Source organism: Thermosynechococcus sp. PKX82, assembly GCF_031583255.1.
Lineage (GTDB): Bacteria > Cyanobacteriota > Cyanobacteriia > Thermosynechococcales > Thermosynechococcaceae > Thermosynechococcus.
Genome location: NZ_CP134169.1, coordinates 2,199,766 through 2,219,741 on the forward strand (window position 1 = coordinate 2,199,766; position 19,976 = coordinate 2,219,741).

17 protein-coding genes are annotated in these 19,976 nt (G+C 53.8%); 9 read left to right on the forward strand and 8 right to left on the reverse strand.

What is annotated here, in order from left to right; translation table 11 throughout:
• The first annotated feature begins 2 nt into the window (after window positions 1–2).
• From RHH53_RS10900 to dnaN, 4 genes are all read left to right on the forward strand, one after another.
• The gene (locus RHH53_RS10900) at window positions 3–2,564 is read left to right on the forward strand and encodes a CHAT domain-containing protein (RefSeq protein ID WP_310743782.1); all 2,562 of its coding nucleotides are present in this window, start codon (window positions 3–5) and stop codon (window positions 2,562–2,564) included.
• Between the two features lie 2 nt (window positions 2,565–2,566).
• Window positions 2,567–3,838: a HAMP domain-containing sensor histidine kinase gene (locus tag RHH53_RS10905; protein ID WP_315863534.1), complete on the forward strand. Its 1,272-nt coding sequence runs from the start codon at window positions 2,567–2,569 to the stop codon at window positions 3,836–3,838.
• 66 nt (window positions 3,839–3,904) lie between these two features.
• Complete coding sequence (gene murJ, locus RHH53_RS10910) at window positions 3,905–5,473, forward strand: murein biosynthesis integral membrane protein MurJ (protein WP_206200170.1); 1,569 nt, start codon at window positions 3,905–3,907, stop codon at window positions 5,471–5,473.
• Between the two features lie 96 nt (window positions 5,474–5,569).
• Window positions 5,570–6,679 carry a DNA polymerase III subunit beta gene (dnaN, locus tag RHH53_RS10915; protein WP_302678295.1) on the forward strand — a complete coding sequence of 370 codons (1,110 nt, stop codon included), beginning with the start codon at window positions 5,570–5,572 and terminating at the stop codon, window positions 6,677–6,679.
• Here the strand turns inward: dnaN and RHH53_RS10920 are convergent.
• On the reverse strand, window positions 6,676–7,308 hold the full coding sequence (locus tag RHH53_RS10920; RefSeq protein ID WP_149819363.1) for a CPP1-like family protein: 633 nt from the start codon (window positions 7,306–7,308) through the stop codon (window positions 6,676–6,678). The two genes, dnaN and RHH53_RS10920, sit on opposite strands and share 4 nt — an antisense overlap.
• Before the next feature lie 294 nt (window positions 7,309–7,602).
• Here RHH53_RS10920 and RHH53_RS10925 point away from each other — a divergent pair, with 294 nt between their 5' ends.
• From RHH53_RS10925 to RHH53_RS10940, 4 genes are all read left to right on the forward strand, one after another.
• A complete protein-coding gene (locus RHH53_RS10925) occupies window positions 7,603–7,860 on the forward strand; it encodes a hypothetical protein (RefSeq protein ID WP_302678296.1) in 258 nt (85 codons plus the stop codon).
• Between the two features lie 66 nt (window positions 7,861–7,926).
• Complete coding sequence (bchL, locus tag RHH53_RS10930) at window positions 7,927–8,772, forward strand: ferredoxin:protochlorophyllide reductase (ATP-dependent) iron-sulfur ATP-binding protein (protein WP_149819367.1); 846 nt, start codon at window positions 7,927–7,929, stop codon at window positions 8,770–8,772.
• A gap of 44 nt (window positions 8,773–8,816) precedes the next feature.
• Window positions 8,817–9,197: a DUF5331 domain-containing protein gene (locus RHH53_RS10935; RefSeq protein ID WP_206200172.1), complete on the forward strand. Its 381-nt coding sequence runs from the start codon at window positions 8,817–8,819 to the stop codon at window positions 9,195–9,197.
• A gap of 33 nt (window positions 9,198–9,230) precedes the next feature.
• Window positions 9,231–10,613, forward strand: a complete 1,383-nt coding sequence (locus RHH53_RS10940) for a ferredoxin:protochlorophyllide reductase (ATP-dependent) subunit N (RefSeq protein WP_302678297.1) — start codon at window positions 9,231–9,233, stop codon at window positions 10,611–10,613.
• A gap of 53 nt (window positions 10,614–10,666) precedes the next feature.
• Here the strand turns inward: RHH53_RS10940 and RHH53_RS10945 are convergent, their stop codons facing one another.
• From RHH53_RS10945 to RHH53_RS10975, 7 genes are all read right to left on the reverse strand, one after another.
• Window positions 10,667–12,823 (reverse strand): AMIN domain-containing protein, encoded by a 2,157-nt coding sequence (locus RHH53_RS10945; RefSeq protein WP_310743784.1) that lies wholly within the window; start codon window positions 12,821–12,823, stop codon window positions 10,667–10,669.
• Between the two features lie 94 nt (window positions 12,824–12,917).
• Window positions 12,918–13,640, reverse strand: a complete 723-nt coding sequence (locus tag RHH53_RS10950; protein ID WP_310743048.1) for a pilus assembly protein PilO — start codon at window positions 13,638–13,640, stop codon at window positions 12,918–12,920.
• The gene (locus RHH53_RS10955) at window positions 13,637–14,338 is read right to left on the reverse strand and encodes a PilN domain-containing protein (protein WP_310743785.1); all 702 of its coding nucleotides are present in this window, start codon (window positions 14,336–14,338) and stop codon (window positions 13,637–13,639) included. The genes RHH53_RS10950 and RHH53_RS10955 overlap by 4 nt, the downstream gene beginning before the upstream one ends.
• Window positions 14,339–14,349: 11 nt before the next feature.
• A complete protein-coding gene (gene pilM, locus RHH53_RS10960) occupies window positions 14,350–15,429 on the reverse strand; it encodes a type IV pilus biogenesis protein PilM (RefSeq protein ID WP_225901572.1) in 1,080 nt (359 codons plus the stop codon).
• Window positions 15,430–15,692: 263 nt separating this feature from the next.
• Window positions 15,693–16,274, reverse strand: coding sequence for a L,D-transpeptidase (locus tag RHH53_RS10965; protein WP_206200178.1), 582 nt, complete (start codon window positions 16,272–16,274; stop codon window positions 15,693–15,695).
• A gap of 29 nt (window positions 16,275–16,303) precedes the next feature.
• Window positions 16,304–16,735 carry a hypothetical protein gene (locus tag RHH53_RS10970; protein ID WP_206200179.1) on the reverse strand — a complete coding sequence of 144 codons (432 nt, stop codon included), beginning with the start codon at window positions 16,733–16,735 and terminating at the stop codon, window positions 16,304–16,306.
• Between the two features lie 169 nt (window positions 16,736–16,904).
• On the reverse strand, window positions 16,905–18,134 hold the full coding sequence (locus tag RHH53_RS10975; protein WP_310743786.1) for an acetate kinase: 1,230 nt from the start codon (window positions 18,132–18,134) through the stop codon (window positions 16,905–16,907).
• A 122-nt stretch (window positions 18,135–18,256) separates the two neighbouring features.
• On the opposite strand from RHH53_RS10975, the gene RHH53_RS10980 reads away from it, so the two are divergent.
• Entirely contained in the window at window positions 18,257–19,954 is a 1,698-nt protein-coding gene (locus tag RHH53_RS10980; protein WP_310743787.1) for a phospholipase D-like domain-containing protein, read from the forward strand.
• Window positions 19,955–19,976 lie beyond the last annotated feature (22 nt).

Genomic DNA, 19,976 nt, shown 5'->3' on the forward strand with positions numbered 1-19,976 from the left:
TTGTGACGGGTGCTGTTGAGGAACCACCGAGGAAAAAAATGAACACCAGAAGATGCCTTGTCCGGGGCGCGATCGCCCTTGGAAGTAGTCTGATTCTTGGTCTGTGTTCGCCAACTCTAGCCCAGCCATCCCCCCAGCAATTTCAGGAACTCGCCAATCAAATTGATCAACTGCGGGAACAAGGTAATATGCAGGCTGCTATTCCCCTAGCAGAGCGCTTTGTGACCTTAGTGGAAAATACACTGGACAGCAACCATCCCCTTTTGGCAGCCAGTCTCAACGAATTGGCAAAGCTCCATGTTGAGCAGGGAAATTATGCAGCAGCACTCCCCCTCTATCAGCGGGCATTGACTATCTACGAGCGTGCTGGCGGGTCAGATCAACCAGAGGTGTCTGCAACACTCAATAACTTGGCCAATCTTTACCGTGCCCAAGGGAACTATGATACTGCGTTGCCAGTGTTTCAGCGGGCATTGGCGATCGCCGAAAAGACCCTAGGGTTCAATCATCCCGAAGTGGCGGTCATTCTCAATAACATCGGTCTCCTCTACACTGAGCAAAAAAAGAGGGCAGCCGCCCTGCCCTTGTATCAACGCGCCCTCAGAATCTTTGAGCAAACCCTTGGGGAGAAGAGTCCCTACGTGGCAACAACGCTGAACAACCTCGCAGCCCTGTATCGGGAACAAAAGAATTATGCTGACGCCTTGCCCTTGTACCAACGTGCCCTTCAGATTCGCGAACAAACGTTGCCCGCAGGTCACCCCGATATTGCTGCCAGCCTGAATAATTTAGCCACGCTCTATTTTGATCAGCGCAACTACGCAGCGGCACTGCCTCTCTATCAACGGGCGCTGGCGATCGCCCAATCCCGCCTTGGGGAAAGCCATCCCCATACCGCTGCTGCGCTAGGAAACCTTGCTGCGGTCTATTGGCAACAGGGAGATTTGAGGCAAGCCCTTGCCCTACTGAACAATGTTCAAGAAATCGAAGAAAAGAACCTCACTCAAAATCTGGTCGTTGGTGCTGAGGATTACAAGCGCAGGTATCTAGCTACCTTTCAAGACACGACGAATGCCATTCTCACGCTGCACCTGCAGAACCTGCCCCAAGATCCTGAGGCCACCGCCTTGGCTCTGACAACACTCTTGCGCCGCAAAGGGCGATTACTGGATTTTCTCAGCCAGAACCAAGCACGACTGCGACGGCAACTAGCGGCGCCAGATCAAGCGAAGCTCCAGCAACTCACCACATTGCGCACAACCATCGCTAAACTCGTTTTTGCTTCAGCAAAGCCAGCAGCTTTCTCCCAAGTGCAGCAGCTTCAAGCCCAGGCCAATCAACTGGAAGCCGAACTGAGTCTGCGCAGTGCTAGCTTTCGCGAACTCACTCAACCCGTAACCATCGCTGCGGTTCAACGAGCGATTCCGGCTAATGCTGCTTTGATTGAGTTTATTCGCTATCGCCCCTACGACTTGGGCAAACAGAGCTTTGGTGAGCCGCGCTATGGCGTCTATGTATTGCGTGCCACGGGTCAGCCCCTAGGGAGAGATCTTGGCACCGCTGCTGAAATTGATGCCCAAATACGCCAGATCCGTTTGCGGTTGGCTGACCCCCGTTTGCCCAAATCCGAAGTTCAGCGGGCAGCTCAGACTTTGGCAGCGCAGTTAATCACACCCATTCTGCCGTGGATTGGGGCAGCCACCCATTTGCTCATTGCCCCCGATGGTGAGCTCAACACCATTCCCTTTCAGGCGCTTGTGGATGCCCAAGGGCGCTATTTAGTGGAGTCTTACATGATCACATTGCTGACCTCTGGGCGCGAACTCTTGCGCCTTCAATCCCAATCTGTAACTGTTCATACTCCTTTGATTATTGCTGACCCTAGTTTCGATCGCTCCTTCGGCAATGCCCCTTCAGCAACGGTGCGCTCTCTTGATTTGCGGAGTTTGACTTTTGCTCCCCTACCGGGGACGACTGAGGAAGCGCAAGCACTGAGGGTGCTCCTTCCCCAAGCTCAGGTATTACTCCAAGCAGCAGCCACAGAAGCAGCGGTTAAGGCAGCAAATTCCCCTAAAGTTCTCCACTTGGCTACCCATGGCTTCTTTCTAGCCCCATCAGGAAACAGGGATATTCTGGAAAACCCCCTCTTGCGATCCGGGTTGGCCTTGGCGGGGTTTAACCAACGCCAGAGTGGTTCAGATGTGGATGATGGTGTCCTTACTGCTTTGGAAGTGACCGGCATGAACCTCAGCGGCACAGAATTAGTGGTGTTATCGGCCTGTGATACGGGACGGGGGGAGGTGGTCAACGGTGAAGGGGTCTATGGTCTGCGCCGTGCCTTTACCATAGCCGGGGCGCGATCGCAGGTGAGTACCCTATGGAAAGTGGATGATCAAGTAACCCGCGATATGATGGTGGCCTTTTACCAAAATCTGCACCGAGGCATGGGGCGCACAGAAGCCCTGCGGCAAGTCCAGCTTCAGCGACTCAAGGATGAATCCCCCTACTATTGGGCGGCGTTTGTTTCCAGTGGTGATTGGTCTCCCTTAGCATTGCCCCGATGACGATGGTTCGTGCCATTCAATACCGTCTTGCCCTGTGGTATGTGGGGGTAACGGCACTCCTGCTCCTCATCTTTGCCACGGGGTTCTTTTTCTATGTGCGGGGAACCCTGATCGAGCGCATTGATGACACCCTCAGCCACGTTGTTGAGGTGGTGAGTCGTTCCCTGATTATTGACACGGGCACGGCGGAAGCCATTGATTGGCAAACCAGTTTAGGCAGTAGTCCCCTTGCGGCACTGGAGGAGGATCACATTGACCTAGAGGGGTTTACTCCGGATCAGCAGTTGGCTTGGAGCACGTTTTCAGAACCCCTTGATCTGCCCTTGCATCTGAATCGGACAGCAGAAACGGTGCAGGTGGGGGAGGATCGCTGGCTACGGCAGATGACGGTGGCCTTAGTGGTGGGCGATCGCCTACTGGGCTATTTGCGGGTCAGCCATCCTTGGTTCGAGGTGACCCAACCGAGTCAAGCCCTACTCTGGGATCTCTTGGTTGGTATGACCATCACGCTGACACTGGTGAGTATTAGTGGCTGGTTTTTGTCACGGCTGGCGATCGCCCCCCTGCAGCAGTCCTATGCTTATTTGAAGCAATTTACCGCTGATGCTTCCCATGAATTGCGCAACCCCGTGGCCCTCATTCAAACCAATGTCCAGGTTGCCTTAGCCACTGCGGATCTGGAAACCCAACGCCAACAACTCCTAGTCATTGAACGCCTTAGTCGCCGCCTCAGTCGCTTAGTGGATGATTTGCTCTTTCTAACTCGTCAAGATAGCGGCATGATTCCCCTGCAGGCCCAGCCCTGTCACCTTGATGCCCTGCTTTTGGGGGTGATTGAGGAGCAGACGCCCTTGATTGAGCAAAAACACCTCCAACTGGCGTTGGAGCTTGCGGATCCCCAGACCTCAGAGACAGAGGCCTATCGTCTGTGGGGCAACCCCGATCACCTGAGTCGCTTGTTAACGAATATCCTCAGTAATGCCGTGCAATATACCCCTGCGGGGGGTCAGATTCAAGTGAGGTTGGATCAGCAGGGCAAATTCTACCGCCTGGTGATTGCCGATAATGGACCGGGGATTCCCGCCAGTGAACTGCCCCGCCTGTTTGATCGCTTTTATCGCCTTCAGGGCACAAAGTCTGAAGGGACGGGTTTAGGGCTGGCGATCGCCCAATCCATTGTCAAAGCCCACCGCGGTCAGATTCAGGTGACTAGCGAAGTCGGTCAAGGCACCTGCTTTACGATTCTGCTGCCAGCGGAAATAAAAGAGATCTAGATCACTGGTACGATCATCGCCAGAGTTATCCCCAAATCCGCCAGTTTTATTAGGATTGCCACCACTGTGGAAAAGAAATCGCGTTCGCTTGCCCATGTTGCCACCATTGTTGCCGTTGCAACGCTGTTGAGTAAAGTCGCGGGACTGGTTCGCCAGCAGGCGATCGCCGCCGAATTTGGTGTTGGCGCCGCAGTGGATGCCTACAGTTATGCCTATGTGATTCCGGGGTTTCTCTTTGTGCTCTTGGGGGGGATCAATGGCCCGTTCCACAGTTCGATCATCAGTGTGGTTCTCAAGCAACCGCCCGAAAAAGCCGCGCCCCTCGTGGAAACCATTACCACCGTTGTGGGTGCCCTATTACTGGTGCTGACCGCCATTTTGATGGTGCTGGCTGACCCCTTAATTCAACTCATTGCCCCCGGTGCCAGTCCAGAGATTCAAGCCTTAGCCGCAGAGCAGTTTCGGATTATGGCACCCTTGGCCGTGCTCTCGGGTTTGATTGGCATTGGCTTTGGTACCCTCAATGCTGCCGATCAGTACTGGTTGCCCTCGATGAGTCCCTTGCTGTCTAGTTTGGCAGTGATTATTGGCATTTGGTTCTTTGCCGATCAATTTGGCCCAGCAGTGCTCGCTTGGGGAACCCTAGCGGGAGGGGTGCTGCAATGGCTTGTACAAATTCCTGCCCAATGGCAAGCCGGCATGGGTACATTGCGATTACGTTTTGATCTCAATCGTCCTGAGGTGCGGGAGTTAATTCAACTCATGGGGCCTGCTACCCTATCCTCGGGAATGCTCTTGATCAGCGTCTATATCAGTCTCTTCTTTGCCTCCCAGTTGCCTGTGGGGGCTGCGTCGGCCTTGAGTTACTCCCAACTGCTCTTTCTAACGCCCTTAGGGATTCTCTCCAATGTGATCCTTGTGCCCTATATGCCCATTTTTTCAAAGTTGGCACAACCAGAACATTGGCCGGATCTCAAGGAACGCATTCGCCAGAGTTTGGTACTCACTGCCTTGAGTATGATGCCCCTCGGTGGCATGATGGCAGCTTTGGCATTGCCGGCAGTGCGGGTGGTCTATGAGCGGCGTGCCTTTGATTTTCAGGCCTCCCAACTGGTGGCGGCGCTACTATTGGTTTATGCCATTGGTATGTTTTTCTACCTTGCCCGCGATGTTATTGTGCGGGTCTTTTATGCCCTAGAGGATGGCCGCACACCCCTCTACATCACCCTCTGGGGATTGGGATTTAATGCCCTGTTTTGCTTTTTCTTTACCCAAGCCTTTGGCGCTGTTGGGTTGGCAATGGCCACGGTTGGGGTGAATACCGTATCGTTTATTGCCCTGACTTGGATTTTGCACCGTCGTTTGGGGGGGCTACCTTGGGGGGAGCTAATTGTGCCCTTGGTGGGAATTGCCCTAGCCAGTGTGCTCAGTGGTGGGGCAGGTTGGGGTGCCCTCAAAGGACTGGAATTGCTCTGGGGGCGGGAAGGCTTGGGGGTGCAACTGTTGCAGTTGGCGATCGCCGGCAGTGTCAGCCTGATTGTTTTTGCAGCGGCTATCTCGCCCCTAAATCTACCGGAGCTAGAGTTTTTCCTGAGCAAAGTACGGCGGTTTTTGCCCAAGCGATACCAGTCATAGATTGCATAGTATGCTAGTAGATCGGCCAATAACGAGCCGCGTTTTTTCCCCTCTCCGTTGCCTCTTATCCCATCTGCCTCTGCCGTGGAGTACACCATGAAAGTTGTTTGTTCACAATCAGTTCTCAGTAGTAAGCTTGCCCCCCTGAGTCGCGTTGCGCCGAGCAATCCGTCGCACCCGATTTTGGCGAATATTCTCCTGCAAGCTGAAGGTGGCCGCCTCGGACTCTCCGTCTTTGATCTCAGTTTGGGGATGCAAATCTGGCTGGATGCAGAGGTGAAGGTGCCGGGGGCAATTACTGTTTCTGCCAAGCTCTTTAGTGAGATGGTGGCGCGAATGCCCAATCGCGATATTGAGATTACGGCGGAAGATACGCGGGTGATCCTCGACTATGGCAGCGGTTTCTTTGAGATTCAGGGGATGAGTGCCGAGGAATTTCCTGCTCTGCCCACGTTAGAGGATGTGACACCTGTAACCTTGACTGCAGAGGCATTGCGGCGGGGACTTCAGGGGAGTTTGTTTGCGGCGAGCACCGATGAAACCAAGCAAATTCTCACCGGGTTGCATGTGACGTTTGAGATCGATCGCCTTGAGTTTGCAGCAACCGATGGTCATCGCCTCGCCGTTACGCTGACTGAACAGCCTGTGCCGGAAGCCCTCTCGCCGATTACAATTCCGGCAAAATCCCTCAAGGATCTAGAGCGGCTGATGGCAAAACAAGACGGGGATGTAGCGCTGCGCTGTGACCCGACTCAAGTGGTGTTTGATATTGGCAACGATGCTCGCATTACCAGCCGTCTGTTGGAGGGGCAGTATCCCAATTACCGCCAACTCATTCCCAAAACCTTTGCGCGCCAAGTCACGGTGGAGCGATCGACCCTAGCAGATGCCCTAGAACGGGTGGCAATTCTTGCGGCTCAAAAGAATAACGTCGTCAAAATCAACATTGATGCCGAGGCTCAAGAACTCAAACTCTCGGCTGAGGCGCCGCAATTGGGCAGTGGCGAAGAGAATGTACCGGCTCAGATTTCTGGGGAGTCGATGGAGGTGGCCTTCAATGTCAAATATCTTCTCGAAGGACTGAAGGTGATGAATAGTTCAGAGGTGCAACTGCAACTCAACGGCGAAACCCAGCCTGCGATCCTCCTCCCCCTTGGGGAAGCCCAGATGAAATACTTGGTGATGCCGATTCAAATTCGCAGTTAGCGCAGGAAATTGCTGGTGAGCCAAAAGGTGACGAAAACGCCAATGCCCACCAGTTGATCCACATTGAGGAAGACCCCCGGCAGACCAAGCTGGTAAATGCCCACGGCGATCACTGCGCCCAATATCAAGGCAAGGAGGGTGATCAAAAAGGCACGGCCAAGGCGTTGTTCCTTGCGTTGCAGCCACACGAGGTTAAAGCCAACCCCCAGTGACAGCACCAATGCCAAGGTATCAGGATTGGCCTGAGACAGCCCGATCGCCATCAGAACGGCATAGACCGTTGAGGTAATGGCAATGCCCCGCAGGTTGGGGGTGTCTAACTGTTGCTGCCACCACTGAAGGGCGGGATGATTCGCAATGCGATTGGGCTTAGCTGGCGCCGGTTCATTGAGTTGCTCAGCATAGCGAATGCGCTCAGGCACTTTGATTTTGCCCTCTTGGCGTTGCCGCAGCCGATCCATCAAAATGGCATCGTAGGCTGCTTCAATTTCGGTACGCTGCCGTTCATCCCCCGGATGAGCCGCTAATAGCGCATCCCGTGCTTCCTTGATTTGCTCGAAAGAAGCGTCTTCCGGCACTTGCAGCTTTTCGTAGGGGTTGTCACTCATGGCAAATTGATCTTTGTTCATTGGCCATTCTTACGGGCGGTATCAACAGCGGACTGAAGGCTACCCTACAGCTTAACGATGCCGCACCTTTCCAAGGAGCTAATTTTGCTCGTCCAGAGAGATGGCAGAGAAAAACGCTGTAGCACAATCGCCTTCCCTCAAATTCTAACCACTTCCTAGGGAAAACGAGAGAAAGTAGCGCTCAAAGGGATACAACCGCCTAAATTGTAACAAATCATTTACTTTCGAGATTTTTAATAATTCTTTACAACGATGCGGGCGATCGCCCCCTAGGAGAAACGTTTCTTTTTTCAAATGTTTTTTGGCGCGATCGCTGGGCAGGTCAATTTTAGCCTTGGGTGCAATCGGTCAGGGAATGACTTGGCGGGGGGAGTTTTTGTATTTTTGTTTAATTTAACTAAAAAACTAACAGCAAAAAAATTAAAGATAACTTCTCAAAGAACCGCCAGTTTCCTGAGAGACTTCCAAAACTTGAAAAAGCGTTTGCTCATCCTCAAATCAGCTGAAATTTTATTACAAAAAGATTATTTTTCTAACCACTGCCGCTTCTAGCGATCGCTGGCCGAGAATAGCAGTTAGGTCATCGTGTCGCTCCATTACTTAGGAGGCAAGGTCAACGTGAAACTCGCAGTGTACGGTAAAGGCGGAATTGGCAAATCCACCACCAGTTGCAACATCTCAGTGGCGCTGGCGCGGCGGGGCAAGAAAGTCCTGCAAATTGGCTGTGACCCCAAACACGACAGCACATTTACCCTGACAGGCTTTCTGATTCCCACCATCATTGACACGCTCCAAGCCAAGGACTACCACTACGAGGATGTCTGGCCAGAGGATGTGATCTACAAAGGCTATGGCGGTGTGGATTGCGTCGAAGCGGGTGGCCCCCCGGCTGGGGCAGGTTGTGGTGGCTATGTCGTCGGTGAAACGGTCAAGCTCCTCAAGGAACTCAATGCCTTCGATGAATACGATGTCATTCTCTTTGACGTTCTGGGGGATGTGGTCTGTGGTGGCTTTGCGGCCCCCCTTAACTATGCCGATTATTGCCTGATTGTCACCGATAATGGTTTTGATGCCCTCTTTGCGGCGAATCGCATTGCCGCCTCCGTCCGTGAAAAAGCGCGCACGCACCCCCTGCGCCTCGCGGGTCTCATTGGTAATCGCACCAGTAAGCGGGATCTCATTGAAAAATATGTGGAAGCCGTGCCCATGCCCATCCTTGAGGTGCTGCCGTTGATTGAGGATATTCGCGTGTCACGGGTCAAGGGCAAAACCCTCTTTGAGATGGCCGAAAGCGATCCCAGTCTCAACTATGTCTGTGACTACTACTTGAACATTGCCGATCAAATTTTGGCGCGGCCTGAGGGGGTGGTGCCCAAGGATGCCCCCGATCGCGACCTTTTTGCCCTGCTCTCCGACTTCTACTTGAATCCCCAAGGGTCAGAACGGTCACTCGCAGCGGTCTAAAACTCCCCTAGAATACTCCACGGATCCCCTTCGCTGGAGTGAGTATGAACCCTGAGCAATTACGGCAAAGCGCACGCAGTAAGTGGCTGGCCTACTACCAAGAAAACCGCCATTGGATTGTCCGCTTGGCGATTTGGAGTACCTATCGCGGTCAACGGCGCCCCTCCTCAAGTTTTATTTTGGGGGTGCTGACGGCTTTGGAACCGCGCTTACTGGATGCTCTACCCGTCATTGTCGAACTCAGCAACGATCCCGATCGCATTATTTCTGCCTTGGGCTTGAACTTCAACCCCGACGAAGAACTGACCAACGGCGATAACCCTGCTCAACTGCTCCCCGAACCTCGCTTACTACCCCCTAAGCCCTTTGTCAGTAATCGGGCTGAAGAACACGGTGAGGAGGCTGCTCAAAGTCATCAAACCTAGTTCCAATCGTTTCTAAATTTGGAGGCTCTCCCTATGACTGCGACTGCTCCCAATGCCCTCAACTTTGAGTGTGAAACGGGCAATTACCACACCTTTTGTCCCATCAGCTGTGTGGCTTGGCTGTACCAAAAAATTGAAGACAGTTTCTTTTTGGTCATTGGCACCAAGACCTGTGGCTACTTTTTGCAGAATGCGATGGGGGTGATGATTTTTGCCGAACCCCGCTATGCCATGGCGGAGCTAGAAGAGGGGGATATTTCGGCGCAACTCAATGATTATGAAGAGCTAAAGCGCCTCTGCCTCCAAATCAAGCGCGATCGCAACCCCAGTGTCATTGTCTGGATTGGCACCTGCACCACGGAAATTATCAAAATGGACTTGGAGGGACTGGCGCCCAAGCTCGAAGCCGAAATTGGCATTCCCATTGTTGTGGCTCGTGCCAATGGTCTGGACTATGCCTTTACCCAAGGGGAAGATACGGTGCTAGCAGCCATGGCCGCCCGTTGTCCCACGCCCACAGCGGTGAGCGATCCAGAGGAACGCAACCCCATCCAGCGCCTTCTCAACTTTGGCAAGAAAAAAGAGGATCTCCAAGCTGAATCCCACCAGTACCACGACCACCCACCCCTTATTCTCTTTGGCTCCCTGCCCGATCCCGTGGTGACCCAACTCACCTTGGAATTAAAAAAACAGGGCATCAAGGTGTCAGGATGGCTGCCTGCCAAACGCTATACCGAATTGCCAGTGATTGATGAGGGCTACTACGTTGCTGGTGTGAATCCCTTCCTCAGTCGTACCGCCACTACCTTGATTCGCCGCCGCAAATGTCAACTCATTACGGCTCCCTTTCCCATTGGCCCTGATGGTAGCCGCGCGTGGATCGAACAGATTTGTACCACTTTTGGGATTCAGCCCCAAGGCCTAGCGGAGCGCGAAGCCGAAACTTGGGAAAAACTGAGCGACTACCTTGAATTGGTGCGAGGCAAATCGGTCTTTTTCATGGGGGATAATCTCCTAGAGATCTCCCTAGCGCGGTTTTTGATTCGCTGTGGTATGCGGGTACTAGAAATTGGCATCCCCTACATGGATAAACGTTACCAAGCAGCTGAGCTAGAACTCTTGACGAAGACTTGTGCCGAAATGGGGCATCCCCTCCCCACCATTGTTGAAAAACCCGATAACTACAATCAACTTCAGCGGATTAAGGCGCTCCAGCCCGACCTTGTGATTACGGGTATGGCTCATGCCAATCCCCTCGAAGCCCGTGGCATCAGCACCAAGTGGTCTGTGGAATTCACCTTTGCCCAAATTCACGGCTTTGGCAATGCCCGTGACATTCTAGAACTCGTTACCCGTCCGCTGCGGCGCAATCAAGCCCTTGCAGGGTTAGGTTGGCAAAAAATGGTGACCCACTAAAAAATGAACCCCCTCTGAACAGACTCGGAGGGGGCAATCCCTACTTAGAGGCCTTAGCGTCGCCGTGGGGGTTGGAGAATCTGGTTTTGCAGGTTAGGCGGCATACTCCCCGGTGTTGGCGAGTACTGATAGCCGAACCCCGCATTCTGGGTATCATCAACAATCTTCGGCGTCACCATCACCACCAGTTCATTGCGTTGACGCTGGTTAGCTTCCCGCCGGAACAACCGCCCCAACAGGGGAATGTCTCCTAGGATTGGAATCTTAGTCACCAACGAGCGATCTTGATCTTGGATGATGCCCGCCAGCATCAAGGTTTGGCCATCCCGCAAGCGAATCCGCCCCGACTCCATCCGCCGTTGCGAGATCAGTGTCCCCGTGGAACCACCCGTCCCTGGGAAAATCACATCATAGGTACCGCTGGGAGCACTCACCTCTGGAGACAATTGCAGCGTTATAAAACCATTATCGTCAATTTGCTCTACGGTGACATTAAAAATCACCCCCACAGGTCGCAGGATTGGGCGAATCTGTTGAGTCGCGATCGCCCCGCCGCCACCAGTGGCTTGTTGAGCAGCAGTGGATTCAATGCCAGAGAAAATTTCTTGGGTCAAATTGACTTGCGCAGCACTCCCCTCCTGAATGACAAGGGTGGGGTTGGTCAGAATTGTGGCATTGCCAGTTTCAATAGAAAGTCGAAGCTGCGCAAAAAAGTCACTCAGTAGATTCCCCACGGGTGTACTGCCAAGTGCGCCAGTGAGGGGGGCAGGGGTCAAACCACCCAGGTTAGGTGTGGTGCCGCGAATCACCGTTAAACCATTTGGATCTAAAATGGCTCCCCACAGGCTGCTGCCAAAATTAGTAATTAAGTCTGCATTGGCTGTGCGTCCTCGTAGCAGGTTCACATCAATAAACTTGACATTGACCATCACCTGCCGCTTACGGATGTCAAATTGCTGAATCAATTGGGTGGCAATTTCTACCTTGCGGGGGGAGCCGATGAGGGTGACTGTGTTGGTGCGGGGGTCACCCACCACCTCTAGTCCCCGCAGGAGTGAGCTTCGACAAATTTGATCATCAACGCCCCTCGCTGCTTCTGGTACTTGCAGCTGCTCACAGCCGGTTGGCGCCTGAAATGGACCAGTATCTGGCAAGTTTGCACCATACATTTCCAACAGCTGCACTGCCCCTAGTTGCAGGTCACCCTCACGGGTACGGGTTTCGCGGTTGAGAGCAGTTTGGGCGGTTGTTGCAGCCTGGGCACCCCCAGCTCCGCTCCCGATGGTGCCCCCCGTTTGAGCCAGAGAGCTGATTTCCCGTGTCGTTGAACCCGCCCCAAAGACGCGCATCTGATTAAGGCGAATGGTGCGGACAATGCGGTTTTGGGCATCGGGGGGTAAGGCTTGACCCACAAAGATAGTGCGGCCTTGGCGATTGGCTTTGAGGTTAGTGACCCGCAGCACATAGTTGAATACGTCTTGAACGGATTCATTCTCGATATCGAGGGAGATGGTGACGCCGCCCCCTTCCCCATTGCCTTCCGGAAAGACAACGTTCATATTGGCGGCACGAGCCAGTAGGGAAAGAACCTCCCGCACTGGAGCCTCCCGCAGCAGTAGGCGGGGAATCCGTTCATTGGTGCCCAGTTGAATCACGTCGGGGTCAGCATTGAGGGGGCTAATCAGCATATCGCCAACAGGGGGTGGCACTGGGCGCGGCAGAAAAGGCGGCACCGCACTGGGGCCGGGGGGCATGGCCATGGGTTGACCACTGGGGGCAACCTGAGGGCCCGCGGGGCTTTGAGCCGTAATGAAGTTAATTTGCAGGCCATCGCGTCCTTCGCGGATGACTTCACCAATGGGAGCAGCACTAATGCCATTCACGGTGACGCGGATGGTTTTGGCGTCCAGTTGCACCACCTCGACGGAGGAGATACCGGGGGCGGGGTTGTCTTGGCGGAAGGCACCCCCTTGGGGCAGGCGCAGTTGGCTATTGGGAATATCAGCAATGGAGGCATTGCCGCGATTGACTGTGAAAACCGCTGGCCGTAGATTCCCCTGCACGTTGAAGAGGAGTTGAATGCCGTTGGGCGCTGTTACCAGACGAACTCCCGTGATTTCCGTTGCTGTGGCCCAAGTGGGGGTTTGACTGGCAGCAACAAGGGCGGTTGTGGCCACCCCTAAGCCGAGACGATGTAAAAGCTGACTCACGATGCTTGACTCCTCACGAATGCCACCAAATGTATGAAAAGAGAATGCAACTCGCTCCCAAGACACTCTACGCTGCTTTTTGGCTTGCCATGCGCTATTGCTGCTGTTGTTGTTGCGGTTGTCCTTGCTGCTCACCTCCTTGGGGTGGGGGGGCCAAAGCGGCAATTTCCTCAGGGGTTAGGGGTACATAGGCCATGAGCTTAAATGTGGTAATCACTTCGCCGGGCTTATCAGCAACGAGTTCCATCGTCAGGTTGTTAATCACGAGGAAGTTCTGCTGCTGGTCAATTTTTTGCATGATCTGCAAAATGCTGGGAAATGACCCTTGAATCGTAACGTTGGTTACCTGTTGTTTTAGTTTGGCATTTAATTCGGGGCCAAGGGAGCCATCTTGGACAATTCCTGAAGCTGCACTATCGGGTTCAAATGTGGTCAGTTGGGCACCGCTGGTCAAGATCAGGCGGTTAATGTCAAGGAGGAGGGTGTCTAGGGCTTCCTGTGTCGCAAAGAGCGATCGCACGTCACGATTTTGCCGCTTGGCACGCTCTAGCCCCGCTACCACATCATTGAGTTGCTTCAGGATCACTTCCCGCTGGGAGAGGTCATTTTCCTGCTGGGCAATTTCCTCCTGTAACTTGGCCGCTTCCTCCAGTTTGGGGGCAATGAGAAGACTCCCCAAGTAAACCGCTGCTCCCAAACCTACCAAGGCAATAAGGACACCACTGACGACGGGTGTCAGGGTAATGCCAAAGACCGTCGGATAATTGGGTGCGGGTTCCTCAATCGGCGGGCCGCCAAAATCGCCAGTTAGGGTCATTGCTCTACCACTCCTTTTTCTTTAAGAAATCGAATGCGCGCCACCAGTCCTTCAACCCCATTGGCAGCCAGTTCATTGAGAAGTTCCGAGGCTGGCACGCTGGCGATCGCCGTCTTGATATTGAAGGAAACCCTTGCGGTTGTCTCTTCCTCACCCTGTTGATTTGCCCGTTCCGCCTTCACCAACTGAGTGGCCTTGCCATCAAAGAAGGGAGAGCGATTTTGCAAGAGCAAAAGAAAGTCACTGACTGCATCAAAGGAGACGGCTGTGCCTTCAATCGTTAGCTCTTGGCCTGTTTGTCCGCCTTGGGTAATCCGTCGAATTTGTACTTCCCCTGGCGTTTGAGTTGCCATATTGCGTATCACCGCCGACCAAGGTTTGACCTGATTAAACACCGTGGCTAGGGCTTTGGTTTCTGCGGCAATCTGTTCCTGCTCTTTTTTAATTTCATCCATGCGTTGCAGGTCTGGAGAAATGGCTGCGAGGCGATCCTGAATGCTTTTTTGTTTAATCGTCAGTTGTTGCAGCCAGAGGTTGGCACCCACCGAGCCGAGGAGAGCTAGCCCCACAAAGAAGAGGGCAGCGACACCACCGATAATAATCGGCACATTACTCATTCCTGCCGCTGCGGTTGTGGTAGCAGCCATGCCCCCCACTTCGGGACGTTCTTTAAGGAGGTTAATCTCAATTGAGTACATCGGGGATGCTCCTAAGCGCCACGCAGACCAAGACCAATCACCGTGCCGAGGGCAGGGCGTTTTTCGAGGGGAATCTCTTCCGGGGTTTGCAGTCCCAGCAAACTAATGGGGTCAACCAAAGTGGTGGCATAGTTGAGCCGCTGACTAAAAAACTCATCCACTTGACCAATACTGGCACCGGGACCGGCAAGCAGCAACTGCGAGACCTCTAGACTTTCCCCTTGGTTGAGGTAAAAGTCAATGGAGCGGCGGATTTCGTCTGCTAGATCGGAGAGCACTCGCAAAATAGCGGCACCACTGGGGTTGAGTGCTCCGGTCACATCCATCGGCTCTAGGGGAACGGTCAGATTCTCAATCAGGTCAACGCCCATCGAAGGCGGCAAGTTCATGGCGCGGCTAATGGCTTCTTGCATCCGTTCTTTACCAATGGGCACTTTGCGGTTGAACTGGGGAATGCCATCTTTGACGATGCTAATTTCTGTGCCCTCGTCGCCTATATCAATAATCGCTGCTGCTTCGCCCACAAACTGCTGTAGTGAATCCCGCAGGGTACGCATGAGGGCAAAATTGGTCACTTCAAGGGCGGTGAGTTGTAAACCGGCTTGGGTAAAGGCATTGATATAGGCATCGGTCACTTCGCGGGGCGTGCCCACGAGCAAAATTTCTACCCGCTCAATGCCATCTTCATCAAGGGAGGTTCCCAGTTTTTGATAGTCAACATCGGCCTCTTCACGGGGAAAGGGCAGGTAGAGGGGCGCTTCCTGCATGAGAACCACTTCCCGCAATTCATAGTCGGGTAATTCCGCAGGCAGGCGAATCAGGCGAATCACGGCTTCATTCATGGGAATGGCACTGATCACCTCTTTTTGTTTGATGCGCTTATCCTCAATCCCTTGACGGATGGCATCGGCGACGGCGGTGGTGTCAATGATGCGCCCTTCTTCAATGGCGCCTTCACTCAAGGGCACTGAGGCCATAGCGGTCATTTTCAGACCCTGCTTTTGCCGCTGAAGCTGTACGATATTGACCCGCTCTGGGGTGAGTTCAATCCCCAAGCCCTGCTTTGGTTTTGCAAATAGATTTCCCAGCACAATATCACCCACCAGTGAACGGTCAAGTTTGCATTAGCGAGATGGTGTGAAGAGTGAATTTCAGAACGAGGCCACACCCTAACCTGACAGGGTTATGGAAACACCTGTGTTGCTAAGGCGATCATAACCAATGTGCATCGGCTCTTTCCAATGCATTGGTATGGTTTGCAAAGTGGCTTTATGCAAAACTTGAGCGATCGCTCTTGGGGAAAGTCACCAGCGATCGCCAAATGATGATATTAGTTTTTCTTGATTAAAATCAATTAGGGCTGAACAATCACTCGTGTGCCCACCTCAATTTTTTCAAAGAGGGCGCGAATATCATCGTTGCGCATCCGCACACAGCCATGGGAAACGGCTTGGCCAATCAAAGATTCATTCGTTGTGCCGTGGAAGCCAGCATAGTTGTTATTTCCCATGGGGGCAAAGACAATCAGGCGATCGCCCAAAGGGTTGCGACCCCCCGGCGGAACCAAAACCCCCGTAAAGGGATTACGCCATTGGGGATTGACGACTTTGTGCAGCACTCTGAAATTACCTTGGGGCGTTTCCCAGCCCGGCTTGCCCACGGCCACGGGATAGCTGGCTAATACTTGATCACCTTCATAGAGAAAGACGCGGCGCTCCCGCAAGCGCAAGACAATTTTGCGTTCCAAAGCGGGTAGAAACGGAGTTGCCTCACCAACGGGGGGAAGTGCCAAGGGCGCTAAGGTGGTCGGCAAGTACGGCTCTGACTCAGAAGCACGGCTCACCTTCAATTCTTCAGCACCCACAGCAGCCATAGGCAGGATAGCGATCGCCCCCAGTGCTAAACCCAAGGTTTTTCCTCTGACCCAGCCCAACATGAGAACAACTCCGATCTCTCTCAGGATGTTTAGAACAGAATTTGTGTTGGCGGTGCCGGCGCTGGTGCTGCGGGGGGAATGGCAGCCGGACGCGGAGCCGGTGCTGAGCCACCCACTTGAGGCACTCGAATGGGGGTTACCGCGACATACTCAGGGGCAGGCACGATGGCGGCACAGATGATTTTGGCGGTGGGCACACTGGCCTTTGGATCCAAAATCACTGCCACATCCAGACCTTCAACAATTTCCTTGCGGAAGGGGCGCTGACGGTGCTTGCGATCAAACACCACCACAATCTCTTCACCCCAAGGTTGCCGCAGGGTGACATTATCTCCATCAATGTTGGTGACAACGCCCCGCACAGCCTTCACCTGCTTGGCTTCGGCGGGAGAAAGTAAAACAGTGGTACAGGTTGCCATTGCGGCCAAGGCAACAAGAGCGGTACGACGCAGATTCAACACAGTTCAACTCCTGATGTTTTTTTGTCTTTGGACGATTTAAAGATTGAATACTGAAAACTGAATACTGAGGAGTGAATAATTACCCGCATTCTACGTACGCCAACCTTGGGGCGTCAAGGCTAGAGCATAAATCTTGATGTTTTCTTATGTTTTCTTCAGCAAATTCAGCTTACAGAAGCTGTATGCAGGCGCGAGCGATCGCCCAATCCTCTTGGGTCTGAACCACGAGAACCCGTACGGGAGCAGTCGGCAGCGCAATGTCGCGATCGCCTTTACCCTCTTCGTTAGCTGCGCTATCTAACTCAATTCCCAACCAACCTAGCCCTCGGCAGACATCGCGGCGCACACCGGCGGCATTTTCACCAATTCCTGCTGTGAATACCAACGCATCGAGACCACCAAGAGCCGGCAGAAGGCTCGCAGTGCCCCGTTGCAGGGAGTAGATAAAACAGTCATAGGCCAACTGCGCTTGGGTGTTTCCCTGATCAATGGCCGCCAAAACCTGTCGCAAGTCATTACTGACCCCAGAGACGCCCAATAGACCCGATTGGCGATTCACCAGACGATCGAGTTCTTCAACTGTCTTGCCCCGCCGCAGCAGATAGAGCAAAATCCCCGGATCAATGTCGCCACAGCGCGTCCCCATCATCACTCCCGCCGTGGGGGTAAAGCCCATTGTGGTCTCAACGGAAACGCCGCCCTTGACCGCCGTCAGGGAACAGCCATTGCCGAGGTGACAGGTAATTAGGCGCAACGCTGCTAAGGGACGCTGCAATAGGGTGGCCGCCCGTTCACTGACGTATTGATGGCTAATGCCGTGGAAGCCATAGCGTTGAATTCCCGCGCTGGTCAATTCATAGGGAATAGGGTAGGTGCGCGCCACTGCCGGCAATTGCCCATGGAAAGCGGTGTCAAACACAGCAACTTGGGGTGTTTGGGGACAAATGTCGGCCATTAATTCCATTCCCAGTAAGTTGGCTGGATTATGGAGCGGCGCATATTCACTAAATTCGGTAATTGCTGCTTTCACCTGCGCATCCACGCGCACCGCTGCTTGGTAATGGCTACCCCCATGAACCACGCGATGACCAATGATCGTAATCTCTGCAAGGCTTTCTAGGAGCGTTGTCGAGCCAGTGGTGAGGGTGTCTAGGAGCGTTTTGAGCCAGTCCCGTAGGCCTGCAATTCCCCCCTCTGGATGGGTTAGGCTGGCTTCGTAGCGCTGGTCGGCAGTTGTGATCTTGAGCCGCGCCACCGTTGGGTCTTGTCCCCAATCGAGCAGGCCTTGCCAAAGGGGAGCGGGGGGTGTGGCAGCCATTGCCGCCATTTCAGGTGCTAACCGATACAAACAGGCTTTGAGGCTACTAGAGCCAGCATTTAACACCAGCACCGTGATCATGGCAGGCCTGCAAAAGCATCGCCTCTATCCTAGCCAAGCGCCCGTGGCAACCGATGCAGCGCAGAACACCTTGAGGCGAAAAAGAGAGCCCTAGAATTGGGACAAGCATTGGGGAAGTCAGCGTGTTTTGGCAAAAGCTTAAATGGCGGCGACACGGTGTGTATCTGCTGTTGTTTCTATTGGGGCTGTTGATTGCGGCTGTGGTGCTCACTCAATTGCGATCGCACCCAATTCTCCGCCCTGCCCTAGACCCGCTGCCTCAACATCCGCAAATCGCGGTACACATGAATCACTCCCAAGCCCACAGTTATCAAGAACCCTATCGCCCCTATACCCGTGAAGGGGAAGACCTTGAGGCAATCATGATTGAGCAGATTGCCAAGGCACAAAAGACGATTGATGTGGCGGTGCAGGAGTTTCGCCTACCCAATCTGGCCAAGGCCCTAGTAGCACGGCAGCAGGCGGGAGTGCGGGTACGAGTGGTGATGGAAAATACCTACACTGCGCCTTGGGCAACCTACAGCCCTGCGCAAGTGAGCGCCATGGATCCGAGAATGCGGGAGCGCTACAACGACTGGAAAGCCCTCGTGGATACCAATGGCGATGGCCAACTCAGTGCAGCGGAACTCAGCGATCGCGATGTGCAGACGATTCTCAACGAGGCCAAGATTCCTTGGATTGATGACACTGCCGATGGCTCTAAAGGCAGTATGCTCATGCACCACAAGTTTATCGTTATTGATAATCGCCAAGTCATTGCCACTAGTGCCAACTTTACCCTCAGTGATGTCCATGGCGACTTGGGACGACCCGATACCCGTGGCAATGCCAACTCCCTCTTGGTGATTGATAGCCCCGCGGTGGCACGCCTATTTACTGAGGAATTCAACATTATGTGGGGGGATGGTCCCGGTGGTCAGCCCAACAGTCGCTTTGGGGTCAAAAAGCCAGTGCGTCCCCCTCAACGGGTGGCTGTGGGCGATGCCATGGTCACGGTGCGCTTTTCGCCAACCCCGCGATCGCAACCCTGGGCGGCCTCTACCAATGGCTTGATTGGCCAAACACTACGTCGAGCACGCCAAAAAATTGATATGGCGCTCTTTGTTTTCTCCGATCAGGAGTTGTCCTACGTGCTTGAGGAACGCCATAACCAAGGGGTTAGCATTCGTGCCCTCATTGACTCAGGATTTATCTACCGTGACTTTAGCGAAGCCCTCGATATGATGGGGGTAGCGATGGCCAATACTGCCCAAGCCCGTCAAGGCAACTGTTACTACGAAGCCGGCAACCGCCCGTGGCAAAACCCCATTCAAACGGTGGGCACCCCCCTCCTACCAGAAGGCGATAAGCTGCACCACAAGTATGGCGTGGTTGACGATCGCACGCTGATTGTGGGTTCCCACAACTGGTCCGAGGCGGCCAACCGCGGTAATGATGAATTCTTGCTGGTGATTGAGCATCCTACGGTTGCAGCTCACTACGAACGGGAGTTTGAGCGGCTCTATAGCAATAGTCGTTTGGGGCTGCCGCAGCATATTCGCGATCGCATTCAGGAGCAGTTGACCGCCTGTGGCGGTAAGATTGCCACCCGACCTGCCCCCTCTTCAGGAAATCGTGCCAGCACGCCGACTACACGGGTGAACTTGAACACGGCCACCGCAGAGGAACTGCAAACCCTACCGGGCGTCGGCCCCAAACTGGCGGCTGAAATTATCCGTGCTCGCGAGCAAAAGCCCTTTCAATCCTTGGCCGATCTAGATGCTGTCCCCGGTGTCGGGCCGAAGCTCCTCGAACGCTTGCGCGATCGCGTGACGTGGTAACGCCCTAGTCAGTCACACTTAA

Excerpts from the sequence above, each read along its gene's own strand:
- RHH53_RS10905 (WP_315863534.1), top strand. The coding sequence starts at position 2,567 with ATGGTTCGTGCCATTCAATACCGTCTTGCCCTGTGGTATGTGGGGGTA.
- dnaN (WP_302678295.1), top strand. The coding sequence starts at position 5,570 with ATGAAAGTTGTTTGTTCACAATCAGTTCTCAGTAGTAAGCTTGCCCCC.
- RHH53_RS10920 (WP_149819363.1), bottom strand. The coding sequence starts at position 7,308 with ATGAACAAAGATCAATTTGCCATGAGTGACAACCCCTACGAAAAGCTG.
- RHH53_RS10925 (WP_302678296.1), top strand. The coding sequence starts at position 7,603 with ATGTTTTTTGGCGCGATCGCTGGGCAGGTCAATTTTAGCCTTGGGTGC.
- RHH53_RS10935 (WP_206200172.1), top strand. The coding sequence starts at position 8,817 with ATGAACCCTGAGCAATTACGGCAAAGCGCACGCAGTAAGTGGCTGGCC.
- RHH53_RS10940 (WP_302678297.1), top strand. The coding sequence starts at position 9,231 with ATGACTGCGACTGCTCCCAATGCCCTCAACTTTGAGTGTGAAACGGGC.
- RHH53_RS10950 (WP_310743048.1), bottom strand. The coding sequence starts at position 13,640 with ATGACCCTAACTGGCGATTTTGGCGGCCCGCCGATTGAGGAACCCGCA.
- RHH53_RS10955 (WP_310743785.1), bottom strand. The coding sequence starts at position 14,338 with ATGTACTCAATTGAGATTAACCTCCTTAAAGAACGTCCCGAAGTGGGG.
- RHH53_RS10965 (WP_206200178.1), bottom strand. The coding sequence starts at position 16,274 with ATGTTGGGCTGGGTCAGAGGAAAAACCTTGGGTTTAGCACTGGGGGCG.
- RHH53_RS10975 (WP_310743786.1), bottom strand. The coding sequence starts at position 18,134 with ATGATCACGGTGCTGGTGTTAAATGCTGGCTCTAGTAGCCTCAAAGCC.